We start from the raw sequence: 12,950 nt of genomic DNA on the forward strand, positions 1-12,950 counted from the left end.
TGTTCCCGCCCCCCGAACGGGTCAGCGCGGGGGCGGGGCCGGGGGCGGGCCCACAGGATGGGGGCATGCCGAGAAACGTCCTGCGGGCCACCACCGCCGCCGCGCTCGCCGCCACGCTGCTCACCACCGGTGCCTGCTCCGACGGCGGCGGCAGCCGGCGGACGGCCGGTACCGGAGCCGCCAAACCGGCCAAGCCGCTGTCCTGGGGCGGCTGCAACGCCCCCACGGCCGCCGAGGGCGGTGGTCAGGCGCCCGGCCAGGACTGGCAGTGCGCCACCCTCGACGTGCCGCTCGACTACGCCGAACCCGAGGGCGAGACCATCCCCATCGCACTGATCCGCGCGAAGGCCCGCGACAAGTCCAAGCGGCTCGGCTCGCTGGTGTTCAACTTCGGCGGGCCCGGCGGTTCCGGGATCTCCACCCTGCCCGGCGCCGCCAAGGAGTACGAGGCCCTGCGCACCCGGTACGACCTGGTGAGCTTCGACCCGCGCGGGGTCGGCCGCAGCGCCCCCGTCCGCTGCGAGGACGACAAGCAGCTCGACGCGTACTACGCGCAGGACTCCTCCCCCACGACCCCGGAGGAGGAGAAGGCGTTCGTCGACTCCATCCGCAAGTACCAGCAGGCCTGCCGGACCAACTCCGGCAAGGTGCTCCCGTACGTGGGCACCGAGAACGCGGCCCGCGACCTGGACCGGATCCGCCAGGCCCTCGGCGACGAGAAGCTGAACTACTTCGGGATCTCCTACGGCACCGAACTCGGCGGGGTCTACGCCCACCTGTTCCCGAAGAACGTGGGCCGGGCGGTCTTCGACGCGGTCGTGGACCCCACCAAGGACGCCGAGCAGGGCGCGCTGGGCCAGGCGAAGGGCTTCCAGCTGGCCCTCGGCAACTTCGCCCAGGACTGCGTGAACCGCGGCGACCAGTGCCGGATCCAGGGCAGCACCGCGAAGGAGATCGAAGCCAACATCATCAAGCTGCAGAAGGAGCTGGCGGCCAAGCCCATCGCCGGCATCGGCGACCGGAAGCTCACCGAGTCCCAGGCCACCAACGGCATCGCCCAGGCCCTCTACTCCAAGGAGCTGTGGCCGCTGCTGGAGCAGGGCCTGGACGAGGCCGAGGGCGGTCAGGGACAGTTGCTGATGGCCCTGTCCGACGCCCTCAACGGCCGTGACCAGAACGGCCGCTACAGCAACATCGGCGCGGCCAACACCGCCATCAACTGCGCCGACTCCAAGGAGCGCTACACCCTGGAGGAGACCAGGGCCCGGCTGCCGGAGTTCCGCAAGGCCTCGCCCGTCTTCGGGGACTTCCTCGGCTGGGCGATGCTGAGCTGCACCGACTGGCCGGTGGCCGGCGCCTGGCAGACCCCGGACGTGTCCGCGCCCGGCGCCGCCCCGATCCTGGTGATCGGCAACACCGGCGACCCGGCGACCCCGTACGAGGGCGCCCGCAAGATGGCCGAGCGGCTGGGCAAGGGCGTGGGCGTGGAGCTGACCTACAAGGGCGAGGGCCACGGCGCGTACAACAGCGGCGACAAGTGCGTGCAGGGCGCGGTGAACGCGTACCTGCTGGACGGGAAGGTGCCGGGCGCGGGCACCGTCTGCACGGCGGCGTAGGGCAGGCATGCGGAAGGGGCCGTACCCGGCGGGCGGGTACGGCCCCTTCGGGCACTTCTAGTAGACCGGCTTGTCGGGCTCGATCTGGTGGACCCAGCCGATGACGCCGCCGCCGACGTGCACCGCGTCGGCGAAGCCCGCGGACTTCAGGACCGCGAGGACTTCCGCACTGCGGACACCCGTCTTGCAGTGCAGGACGATCTTCTTGTCCTGCGGCAGGTCCTGGAGGGCGGTGCCCATCAGGAACTCGCCCTTGGGGATCAGCTTCGCGCCGGGGATCGAGACGATCTCGTACTCGTTCTTCTCGCGGACGTCGATGATCTCGATGTTCTCGCCGTCGTCGATCCACTCCTTGAGCTGCTTCGGAGTGATCGTGGAGCCGGCCGCGGCCTCCTGGGCCTCCTCCGACACGACGCCGCAGAAGGCCTCGTAGTCGATGAGCTCGGTGACGGTCGCGTTCGGACCGCAGACCGCGCAGTCGGGGTCCTTGCGGACCTTGACCTGGCGGTACTGCATCTCCAGGGCGTCGTAGATCATCAGGCGGCCGACGAGCGGCTCGCCGACGCCGGTGAGGACCTTGATGGCCTCGGTGACCTGGATCGAGCCGATGGACGCGCAGAGCACGCCCAGCACGCCGCCCTCGGCGCAGCTCGGGACCATGCCCGGCGGCGGGGGCTCCGGGTACAGGCAGCGGTAGCAGGGGCCGTGCTCGGACCAGAAGACGGAGGCCTGGCCGTCGAAGCGGTAGATCGAACCCCACACGTACGGCTTGTTGAGCAGCACGCAGGCGTCGTTGACCAGGTAGCGCGTGGCGAAGTTGTCCGTGCCGTCGACGATGAGGTCGTACTGGCTGAAGATCTCCATCACGTTGTCGGCTTCGAGCCGCTCTTCGTGCAGGACCACGTTGACGTACGGGTTGATGCCCAGCACGCTGTCCCGGGCGGACTCGGCCTTGGAGCGGCCGATGTCCGACTGGCTGTGGATGATCTGGCGCTGCAGGTTCGACTCGTCGACCTCGTCGAACTCCACGATGCCCAGGGTGCCGACGCCGGCCGCGGCCAGGTACATGAGGGCGGGCGAGCCGAGGCCGCCCGCGCCCACGGCCAGCACCTTGGCGTTCTTCAGGCGCTTCTGGCCGTCCATCCCGACATCCGGGATGATCAGGTGGCGGGAGTACCGACGGACCTCGTCAACGGTGAGCTCAGCAGCTGGCTCTACCAGGGGTGGCAGCGACACGGGGACTCCGTAGATGGGTAAGTCTGAACGTTGGTTCTTCCCGTAACACTGCCACGCCCTTCTTCATTCCGAGACACCCGGTCCGATACGTGAGACGAATTCGTCCCAGTACGCGGGCATCGACGCCCAGGGGTCCCGGTCCGGGGCGCCCCGGCGGTCCGTGAACCAGATGGTTCCGGCGCCCTGCCAGCGGGCGATCCGGACCGCCTCCTCCAGGTGGGTGCGGGGCACGCCGTGGACCAGGTGGCAGAACCGCTCCGGCGGGTGGTCGGCCGTCCACTCCGCCACCTGCGACCAGCGGTAGTCGGCCCAGGCCCCGGAGAAGGTGACCAGCTGGTCGGCGGCCTCCACGTAGCCCTCGTAGGGGTGCGTGCCGTGTCCCAGCACGATCCGCAGCCCCTCGCCGAGCCCGCGCAGGGCGTCGGTGACCCGGCGTACGGAGGGCAGGTCCGCCCGGCCGGCGGGGGCCCCGGCCAGGTAGAAGCCGCCGACGCCGTACCAGTCCCGGAACCGGTGCGCGTCCGAGACCAGCTCCCCGAACGACCGGGAGCCGTCCCGCATCGCGAGATGCCCGAGGACCGTCCCGCCCGCGTCCCGCAGCTTCGCGGCCGCCTCGGTGCAGTGCGGGTCGGGGCGGCCGCCGGGGCCGTCCGCGACGTTGAGCACCGCCCAGTGCAGCGGGGTCCCCGGGCGGGTCAGCTCGGCCCACTCCACCGGGGCGACCAGCGGGTGCGCGTAGCCGGGGATGCCCAGGCCGAGCCGGCCGGCCTCGGTCGCGGCCGCCGCCGTGGCCCCCGGCGGGGTGGTCAGATACGGCACGCCGCCTCCATCCAGATGTCCGCGAGGGACTCCTCCAGGTTGATCCGGGGCCGCCAGCCGAGCCGGTCCCGGGCGGTGCGCACGTCGGCCTGCTGCCAGGCGCCGCAGCCGTCGGGGTACGGGTACGGCTGGGGGGCCGCGGCGAGCTGCTCGGGAGTGGCCTCGGAGCGGGGTGAGCCGATGGCGGAGAGGCCCTGCGGCCTGCCCCCGTGCCCGTGGCCGAGCCGGTCGTTGCCGTGCGGCACGTCCAGCTCGTTCAGGGCGCCGCCGTATCCGGCGACCCGGGCGAGTACGGCGGCCGCGTCGCGCAGCCGGACCGCGCGGCCGGTGCCGATGTTCACGACCCCCTGGGCGGCGGACAGGGAGGCGGCGTGCACGGCCCGCGCGACGTCCCGTACGTCGACGAAGTCGCGCTGCACCCCGAGGCCGCTGAGCTTGAGCTCGCCGTCCCCGGACTGCATGGCCCGCCGCATGGCCTCGGCGAGCCGGCCCAGCGGGGAACCGGCCGGGGTGCCGGGCCCGACGGGCGAGAACACCCGCAGCACGACGGCGTCCAGCCCTGAGCCGAGGACCAGCTCGGTGGCGGCGAGTTTGCTGACGCCGTACGGTCCGCCGGGTCTCGGGACGGCGTCCTCGGCCGTGGAGGAGCCGGGCTGGCTGGGCCCGTACTCGGCGGCGCAGCCGAGCTGGACGAGCCGGGCCCCGCAGCCGCTGCGGCGCAGCGACTCGCAGATGGTGGCGACGGCGACGGTGTTGTGCCGGGTCAGTTCCCGGGCGCCGCCCCGGGTGGCGCCCGCGCAGTTGATGACCACGCCCGGGTGGACGGCGTCCAGGAACCGGGTGAGCGCGCCGGGGCTCCCGGTGGCGAGGTCGAAGCGGACGTCGGCGTCGTCGCCGCGGCCGAGCGCGGTGAGCTGCACGGCCGGGTCGGCGAGCAGCCGGTCGGCGACGTAGCGGCCGAGGTATCCGTTGGCTCCGATCAGCAGCACCCTCATCGCGCAACCCCTTGGTCGATTGGCTGGCCGGTCATGCTGTTCCTCCTTGGTTTCGGTGGGGCCGGTGACGCGCGTGTGCGGAGGCACGGGACAGCGCGAGGAAGGCGTGTACGAGGAGTCCCGCCGCGGCGGCGGGTACCGCCGCCGGGTCCGGGACGAGGGCGAGCGCGAGGGCCGCGGCGACCGGCGTGCGGTGCGCGCCGTGCCGCAGCAGCAGCCGGGCCAGGAACAGCAGCACCGCGAGCGGCACCGCCGTCCCGGGGGCGGCCGCCGTGACCGTGGCCGCCCCCGCGGCGGCCGCGGCGAACAGCAGGAGGACCCCGGCGAGCAGCGGCCGCGCCCCGGCGGCGAAGTCCTCCAGGGCCCGGCTCCCGGCGAGCCGGCGGCGCGCCCGGGCGGCGTAGAGGGCCGCGGCGAGGTGTCCGGGGGCGACGGCCAGCGCGAGGGCGGCGCCGAGGGCCGGGCCGTGCCGGTGGACGGCCCAGCCGACGGCGGCCGCCGCCAGCAGGTGGGCGGTGTAGGGGAAGCGCCCCCCGGCGCTCCGCCCGGGCCACACCAGGGCGGCGGCGGTGAGGAGCGCCGCGAGGGCTCCCGCCCCCGGCACCCCGGCGGCGGCCGCCCCGAGGGCGAGCGCACCGGGCAGCAGCGCGTACCCGAACCCCCGCACCACCCGGGTCCCGGCCGGGGGCCGCACGGCCACGTCGTCGGGGACCTCGCCGCGCGGGGTCCGGGCGTACAGCTCCTCGGCGAGGGTGAACACGTCCCGGTGCCGGAACCGCGCGGCGGTCCGGTCGGTGATCCCGTGCGCCTCCAGCCCGGCGGCGATCTCCAACGGATCGACGGCCCGCTCACAAAGCTCCCGGTGCCGGTGCAACAACGCCTTGACGGGATCCCCGCCGGCCCGGCCGCTCCGCCGCCCGGCGGCGCCGACCGCCGAGACGCCGGGTCCGGGAAATCCAGCCCCGCCGGCGTTTGAGGCGCTGGGGGCACCCCCAGCGGTGGCTGGGGGAGGGTCCGGGGGCAGAGCCCCCGGCAGCGGCGCCGCACCCGCGATGTCCGAGGTGGTCATACCGCCGCCTCCGAACCCGACGTGGCCCGGGCGACCCACGGTCCGGGGACCACCGCCTCGGCGGGCCGCGCGAACGGGACCTCCCCCTCGACCCGTGAGGAACCAACGGCCAGGAGCCGCAAGTAGCTCTCCCCGAAGGCCCCCACGTTCTGCTCGACGGTGAACAGCTCCAGCGCCCTGGCCCGGGCCGCGGCGCCCAGCCGCTGGGCCCGCTCGGGGTCCTCCAGCAGCGCGGTGCAGGCCTCGGCCAGCGCCCGGGGGTTGCGCGGCGGGACGACGAGCCCGGTGCCGCCGATGACCTCCCGTACGGCCCCCACGTCCGTGGAGACGGTGGCCCGGCCGCAGAACATGGCTTCGGCCAGGGTGATGGGGAAGCCCTCGATCACCGAGGACAGCAGCACGATCCGTCCGGCCCCGTACGCGTCGGCCGGCGACGGCGCCTCGGGCCCGCCGATCTCCTCGAAGGTGACGGGGCACTCCCCCACGGTCCGCGCGTCGGCGGCCTCGTCGGGGAAGAGCTGCGCGGCCAGCGCCCGGCAGTCCGCCAGGTAGCCGGGGGCGGCGGCCGAGGCGAAGATCCGCAGCCGGGTGTGCGGGGCGGCCCGGCGGACCTCCGCGAAGGCGTGCAGCAGGGCGATCAGGTCCTTGGACGGCTCGATCCGCCCGACCCACACCAGGGTGTCGGGGTCCCCGCGGTCGGGGTCCTCGCCGACGGCGGCGAATCGGTCCGCCTCCATGCCGGGGTAGACCGTCCGCAGCCGTTCCCGGGGCGCCCCGCAGCGTTCCTGCCAGCGGCGGGCGTGCGCGTTGCCGGGGGTGAGGAGGTCGGCGCGGGCGTAGATCTCGCCGGCGAGGCGGATGTGGAAGGCGGCGAGGAGGGCGCGTACGGCGGGCCGGGTGTCCTCGCGCTGTTCCAGGTAGTGGGCGCGGAGCTGGACGCCGTACTCGGTGACCAGCAGCGGAACCCCGAAGAAGCGTTTGGCCAGCAGGCCGGGGACGGCCGCGACCCCGCCGGCGGCGGCGTGGCAGACGTCGGCCCGGCCGAGGCCCTCGGCCTCGTCCTCGTACCAGTCGAGGGACAGCGGCCGCAGCGCGCGTTCCAGTTCGTCCACGAACTCCAGCAGGTCGGGGACGCGCGCCGCCTGGAGGGCCCGGCCCGCTCCCGGGGCGCGGCAGCCGGACTCGACCGCCCGCACGGCCGTCTCGGAGCGCAGGGCGGCGTACATCCCGCCCTGGTCGCGGGCGAGTCCGGCGAGTCCGTACAGTCCGGCGGCGAAGGCGTCGGGCTCGCCGGCGCAGACGCCCCGGACCAGCTCGGCGAAGCACTCGGCGAAGCGCCGACGCTCGCGGCGCGAGTAGGAGCGCCCGTCGTCGGCGGGGGCCCACAGCGGGGCCGTGCGGACGCGGGTGACGTGCGGCGGGAGGGTGACCCGGCCGCTCTCCTCCTGCCCGGCGGTGCGGCTCAGCGCGTAGAGCTCGAACTCGTGCTGGGGCAGCCCGCGAACGAGCCGGTCGCACCAGAGCCTCGCCTCTCCCGACGCATACGGATAACCACCTTCCGTGACCAGTCCGATCCGCACGAGTGGCACCCCCGATCTCCCGTTCCAGGCGGTCGCCGTCGGTCCGGCGACCCGCCGCGGGAGAACTCAAGCGGATGCGCCGGTGGCGCGACGGACGGTTGTCCGTCGCGCCACCGGAAGGGGTGAAGAGTCGTAACTTTCCCGTACGGTTCGCGTTCGAGCACGCTAAGAAGGGCGTTACGCGGAGGCCTCCTGGCGTTCGGTCAGCCGCGCGGAGCGGCGTTCAACGGCGAGCACGGGATCGAGTGCGGGGACGGCGTCGAGGAGCTGTCGCGTGTACGCGTGGGCGGGCCGGCCGTACACCTCCTCCACCGGGCCCTCCTCCACGACCACGCCGCCGCGCATGACGGCGACCCGGTCGCTGACCTGACGGACCACCGCGAGGTCGTGCGCGATGAAGACGAGGGCGATGCCGAGCTCCCGCTGGAGTTCCGCGAGCAGGGCGGTGACCTGCGCCTGGGTGGTGACGTCGAGGGCGGACACGGGTTCGTCGCAGACGATCAGCCGGGGCCGGGGCGCCAGGGCGCGGGCGATGCCGACGCGCTGGCGCTGCCCTCCGCTGAACTCGTGCGGGTAGCGGTCGTAGTGGGCGGGCTCCAGGCCGACCCGGGTCAGGAGTCCGTCGACGCGGGCACGGATCACGGCCTCGTCGCGTTCCCCGGCGGCGCGCAGCGGGTCGGCGATGGACTCTCCGACCGAGCGGCGCGGGTTGAGGGAGGAGACGGGGTCCTGGAAGACCATCTGGGCGCCCCCGGCGATGCCGGAGACCTCGGTCCCGGCGTGCCGGACCTGCCCGGAGGTGGGCTCCAGCAGTCCGACGAGCATCCGTCCGAGGGTGCTCTTGCCGCTGCCGGACTCGCCGACGATGCCGAGGGTCTCGCCGGCCCGTACGGCGAGGGAGACCCCGGCCACCGCGCTGACCCTGCCCCTGCCGCGGCCGAACTCCCGGCGCAGGCAGACGGCTTCGACGACGGGCGGCTCCGGTTCCGGCCCGGGACCGCCCGGGGCGGCGACCACCCGCAGCCGGGGGCTGCGCGGGGCGTCCAGGCGGGGTACGGCGGCCAGCAGGTCCCGGGTGTAGGGGGCCTCGGGGGCGGCGAGGACCCGGCGGACCGGGCCGTGTTCCACGGCGGCGCCGTCCCGCATGACCAGGAGTTCGTCCACGCTCTCCGCCGCGACGCCCACGTCGTGGGTGACCAGCAGCAGCCCGAGGCCGTGTTCCCGGCGCAGTCCGTGGAGGAGGTCCAGGATCTGGGCCTGGACGGTGACGTCGAGGGCGGTTGTCGGCTCGTCGGCGATCAGCAGCCGGGGTTCGCAGGCCAGGGCCATGGCGATGAGGGCCCGCTGGCGCATGCCGCCGCTGAACTCGTGGGGGCGGGCGCGGGAGCGGCGCACCGCGTCGGGGATGCCGACGCGGTCCAGGACCTCGACGGCCCGGGCGCGGGCGGCCCGGCGGGAGGCGGTGGTGTGGACGCGGTACACCTCGGCGATCTGGTCGCCGACGGCGAGGTAGGGGTCGAGGGAGCTGAGGGGGTCCTGGAAGACCATGGCGGCGGTTCCGCCGCGCAGGGCGCGCAGCTGTGCCGGGCCGGCTTCGGCGAGGTCGGTGCCGTCGACCCGTACGGTGCCGGAGATGCGGGCGCCGGTGCCGTGGTGCAGGCCGAGCAGGGCGGCGGCGACGGTGGACTTGCCGCTTCCGGATTCGCCGACGATGCCGAGGGCGCGGCCGGGTTCCAGGGTGAAGGAGACCCCGTCGACGGCCCGTACGTGCTTGCCGGGGCCGCCGACCGGGAAGTCGACGACGAGGTCGGTGACGTCGACCAGCGGGCCGGTCATACGAGGGCCACCCTTCGGTCGGCGAGGGCGTGGAGCAGGTCGGCGCCGGCGCCGGCGATGACGACGGCGGCGCCGATGGCGAGGACGACGCCGACGACGACGGGCAGGTCCACGACCCGGACGCCGTCGATGAGGGTCTTGCCGAGGCCGGGGATGCCGAAGAGGGACTCGGTGAGCACGGCGCCTCCGATCAGGGTGCCGAAGTCCACGGCGCTGAGGGCGATCACGGGTCCGAGGGCGCCGCGTACCGCGTGCCGGGTGACGACGGCCCGCTCGCCGACGCCGTAGGCGCGGAAGGTGCGGATGTGGTCCTCGGCGAGGGTCTCCAGGGTGGAGCTGCGGGTGAGGCGCGCGTACTTGGCGCTTTCGAACAGGCCGAGCGTCGCCCAGGGCAGCAGCAGGTTCCAGGCCCACTGTTCGGGGTCCTCGCCGAAGGGGACGTACGTCGGGAAGGGCAGCCAGCGCAGGTAGGCGCAGACGGTCATGAGCAGCAGCAGCCCGAGGATGAAGACGGGGGTGCCGGTGCCGGCGAGGGTGAGGACGGTCAGTGCCCGTTCGGTGGCCCCGCCGCGGCGCAGTGCGGACAGCAGGCCGGTGCCGACCCCGACGAGGAGCCAGATGGCGAGGGCGCCGAGCGCGAGGGAGAAGGTGGCGGGCAGCCGCTCCAGGAGCAGCTGGGTGACCTCCCGGTCGTTCTGGTAGGAGAAGCCGAGGCAGGGCGCGTCGCAGTGCAGCGCGATGCCGGCGCCGGCGGAGTAGTCCCGTCCGGCGAGGAGTCCTTCGAGGAAGCGCAGGTACTGGGTGACGACGGGGTCGTTCAGTCCGAGCTGTTCGCGCACCTGGGCGATCTGCTGCGGGTTGCAGCGTTCCCCGCAGGCGAGGCGGGCGGGGTCGCCGGGGGCGACGTAGAAGAGGGCGTAGACGACGACGGACAGGGCGAGCAGCACGAGCAGTGCGCCGCCGGCCCGTTTGAGCACGAACCTGGTCACGGTTTGCGCTCCTTTCCGGTACCGACCCGCAGGCGCGAGTCCTCGCGCGGGTCGAGGGCCGAGCGGACCGCGTCGCCGAGGACGGTGAAGGCGAGCACGGTGGCGAAGAGCAGCCCGGCGGGGAGCAGGACGTAGGCGGGGTCGGCGCGGAACCAGGTCTGGGCGCTGGAGAGCATCTGGCCCCAGGAGGGGGTGGGCGGTTTGACGCCGACGCCGAGGAAGGAGAGGGAGGCCTCGGCGACGATGGCGGTCGGGACCTTGATCGCGGCGAGGGTGATGACGGGTGCGGCCAGGGAGGGCAGCAGTTCCCGGCGGGCGACGCGCAGGGGTCCCCAGCCGGAGAGCCGGGCGGCTTCGACGAAGTCGAGGCCGTTCAGGGCGAGGGTCTGGGAGCGGACCATCCGGGCGGTGCCGCCCCAGTCGAAGAGGCCGATGACGAGGACGAGCAGCAGCGGCCGGGGGAAGCCGGGCGGTACGACGGCGGTGAGGGCGATGGCGATCACCAGCATGGGCAGGGCGATCATCACGTCGGTGAAGCGGCCGATGAGCTGTCCGACCCAGCGGTTGCCGAGCGCGGCGGCGATCCCGACGCTCACTCCGACGGAGATCTGCACGGCGACCGCGCCGAGGGCGACGAGCAGGGAGACGCGGGCGCCGTGGAGGAGCCGGGTGAACAGGTCTCGGCCGGTGCCCGGTTCGACGCCGAGCCAGTGGTCGGCCGAGATCCCGCCGAAGGAGCCGAGGGGGACGCCGCCGCGCGCCGAGTCGACGAGGTCGTCGTGGTAGGTGTTCGGGTCCTGTCCGGTGAGCTGGGTGAAGAGGGGGGCGGTGAGGGCGAGGAGGACGAGGAGGGCCAGGACGGCGGCGGCCGCGAGCGCGGACGGGCGCCGGCGCAGCCGCCGCCAGACCTGGCGGCCGGCGCCGACGGCCGGGGCGGGGGCCCCGTCCGCCGGTGCCGGCTGGTCGAGGAGCAGGGTCACTTGACCGCGACCTGGGAGATGTCGAGGACGCCGGTCCAGTCGCTGATGACGACGTTCTTGACGTCCTTGCCGACGAGCCGCTTGTAGACCGGGTGGAAGAGCGGGATGTCGAGGGCCTGCTCGCCGATCTTCTTGTCGAGGGCGCCCCAGCGCTTGCCGGCCGCGGCGAGGTCGGTGAGCTTGGCGATCTCGTCGATCTCGGTGTTCACGGCCGGGTCGTTGAGCTGTGCGTGGTTGTAGTTGGAGCCGTTGGTGACGATCTGCCGGCCGTCGAAGATCGGCGCGAGGAAGGGGCCGCCGGAGGGCCAGTCGGCGCCCCAGCGGGAGAGGAAGAAGCCGGGGGTGTTCTTGGCGTCCCAGCGGCGCTCGTTGAAGGCGTTGTTCTCCAGGCCTTCGAGCTTGACGGTGATCCCGGCGGCGGCGAGGCCCTGCTGGACGGCGGTGGCGACCTCGGGGCTGGTCTGGCGGTTCTGCGCGTTGGAGTGGGTCAGGGTGATGGTGAGGCCGTCGGGGTGGCCGGCTTCCTTCAGGAGCTCCTTGGCCTTGGCCGGGTCGCCGGTCTTGCCGGCGGGGAAGTGGTCGTAGGGGGTGAAGCCGAAGGCCTCGCGCTCGGGCAGGAAGGTGGTGGCCGGCTCGGCGAGGGCGGAGCCGCCGGCGGCGTTGACGACGCTGGTGCGGTTGATCGCGTACGCGATGGCCTGGCGGACCTTCGGGTTGTCGAAGGGGGCGACCTTGGGGTTGAAGGCCAGGTAGTTGACGTAGCCGAAGTGCCCGGTGCCGACGCGGCCCGCGAGCTCCTTGTTGTCGCCGATCTGGGCGAGTTCGGCGGGGCCGAGGTTGGTGTCGGTGGTGACGGCGGCGGCGTCGGGGCCGGAGCTGGTGGACAGCCGCTGGTTGACGACGGCGGCGTCGAGCCCGGAGCGGACGTCGATCTTGTCCGGGTAGGCCTTGCGCTCCTCGTCGGTCCCGGGGTCCCAGTGCTCGTTGCGTTCGAGCAGCAGGGTCTCGCCGTCGCCGGTGTTCTTGACGACCTTGTAGGGGCCGGAGGAGACGGGGTGCTCCTCGTACTTGGTGCCGGTGTCCTTGGCCTTGGGGACGGGGGCGAACTGCGTCTGGGTGGCGAGGAAGGGGAACTCTCCCTCGGGCTTGCGGAGTTTGAAGACGATGGTCTTCGCGTCGGGGACCGCGATGGAGTCGAGGCCCTTGCCGCCGTCCTTGTAGGGCCCCTCGTAGGTCTCTCCGCCGACCAGCCAGTCGCGCAGGTAGGGGGCGCCGCCGGAGAGTTCGGCGGCGAAGGAGCGCTCGATGCCGTACTTGATGTCGGCGGAGGTGATCGGGCTGCCGTCCTCGTACTTCAGCCCGTCCTTGAGGGTGTAGGTCCACTCGGTGGCGTCGGCGTTGGGCCGGCCGGTGTCGGTGGCCAGGTCGGGCACGACCTTGGCGCCGGCGGGGCCGTCCTCGCGGTTGCGGGTGGTCAGCGTGCGGAAGACCAGCGAGGGGACGTTTCCGCCGCCGGAGGTGTAGAGCCGGGCCGGGTCGAAGTCGTTCTGCGGCTCGGTGTTGAGGACGGTGAGGGTGCCGCCCTTCTGCGGGGCCCCGGGGGCGCCGGGCTTGCCGCCGGTCTCACCTCCGGCCTTGCCCGACGCGTCCTCGGGCCCGCACGCCGCGGCGCCCCCGGCCAGGACGAGGCTGACGGTGACCGCGGCGATGCGGCGCGATATGCGGGACTGGCGGGATGAACCGGCGGAAAGCATGGGAGAACGGGACCTCTCGGCGTGGAAGGGGATGCGTCGGGGGCCACGCGGGGTCGGCGTCCGGCACCACTACCGG

At 73.8% G+C, this 12,950-nt stretch carries 10 protein-coding genes; 1 reads left to right on the plus strand and 9 read right to left on the minus strand.

Annotated elements, in window-relative coordinates; translation table 11 throughout:
• Window positions 1–65: 65 nt before the first annotated feature.
• Entirely contained in the window at window positions 66–1,616 is a 1,551-nt protein-coding gene (locus tag OG553_RS10465) for an alpha/beta hydrolase (RefSeq protein ID WP_405978708.1), read from the plus strand.
• 57 nt (window positions 1,617–1,673) lie between these two features.
• On the opposite strand, the gene moeZ is transcribed toward OG553_RS10465, so the two are convergent.
• The 9 genes from moeZ to OG553_RS10510 form a co-directional block, all read right to left on the minus strand.
• Window positions 1,674–2,852: an adenylyltransferase/sulfurtransferase MoeZ gene (moeZ, locus tag OG553_RS10470; protein ID WP_405978709.1), complete on the minus strand. Its 1,179-nt coding sequence runs from the start codon at window positions 2,850–2,852 to the stop codon at window positions 1,674–1,676.
• 63 nt (window positions 2,853–2,915) lie between these two features.
• Window positions 2,916–3,671: a spherulation-specific family 4 protein gene (locus OG553_RS10475; RefSeq protein WP_405978710.1), complete on the minus strand. Its 756-nt coding sequence runs from the start codon at window positions 3,669–3,671 to the stop codon at window positions 2,916–2,918.
• Entirely contained in the window at window positions 3,659–4,666 is a 1,008-nt protein-coding gene (locus OG553_RS10480; protein WP_385765924.1) for an NAD-dependent epimerase/dehydratase family protein, read from the minus strand. Before OG553_RS10480 ends, OG553_RS10475 begins: the two co-directional genes overlap by 13 nt.
• 31 nt (window positions 4,667–4,697) lie before the next feature.
• Window positions 4,698–5,498, minus strand: a complete 801-nt coding sequence (locus OG553_RS10485) for a hypothetical protein (RefSeq protein ID WP_405978711.1) — start codon at window positions 5,496–5,498, stop codon at window positions 4,698–4,700.
• A gap of 233 nt (window positions 5,499–5,731) precedes the next feature.
• On the minus strand, window positions 5,732–7,315 hold the full coding sequence (locus OG553_RS10490; RefSeq protein ID WP_405978712.1) for a DUF3492 domain-containing protein: 1,584 nt from the start codon (window positions 7,313–7,315) through the stop codon (window positions 5,732–5,734).
• A gap of 177 nt (window positions 7,316–7,492) precedes the next feature.
• Entirely contained in the window at window positions 7,493–9,151 is a 1,659-nt protein-coding gene (locus OG553_RS10495) for a dipeptide ABC transporter ATP-binding protein (protein WP_405978713.1), read from the minus strand.
• A complete protein-coding gene (locus OG553_RS10500) occupies window positions 9,148–10,140 on the minus strand; it encodes an ABC transporter permease (protein WP_405978714.1) in 993 nt (330 codons plus the stop codon). Before OG553_RS10500 ends, OG553_RS10495 begins: the two co-directional genes overlap by 4 nt.
• On the minus strand, window positions 10,137–11,120 hold the full coding sequence (locus OG553_RS10505) for an ABC transporter permease (RefSeq protein WP_405978715.1): 984 nt from the start codon (window positions 11,118–11,120) through the stop codon (window positions 10,137–10,139). The genes OG553_RS10500 and OG553_RS10505 overlap by 4 nt, the downstream gene beginning before the upstream one ends.
• The gene (locus tag OG553_RS10510) at window positions 11,117–12,874 is read right to left on the minus strand and encodes an ABC transporter substrate-binding protein (protein WP_405978716.1); all 1,758 of its coding nucleotides are present in this window, start codon (window positions 12,872–12,874) and stop codon (window positions 11,117–11,119) included. The genes OG553_RS10505 and OG553_RS10510 overlap by 4 nt, the downstream gene beginning before the upstream one ends.
• Window positions 12,875–12,950: the final 76 nt, after the last annotated feature.

It is taken from the genome of Streptomyces sp. NBC_00158, from assembly GCF_045160885.1.
GTDB lineage: Bacteria > Actinomycetota > Actinomycetes > Streptomycetales > Streptomycetaceae > Streptomyces.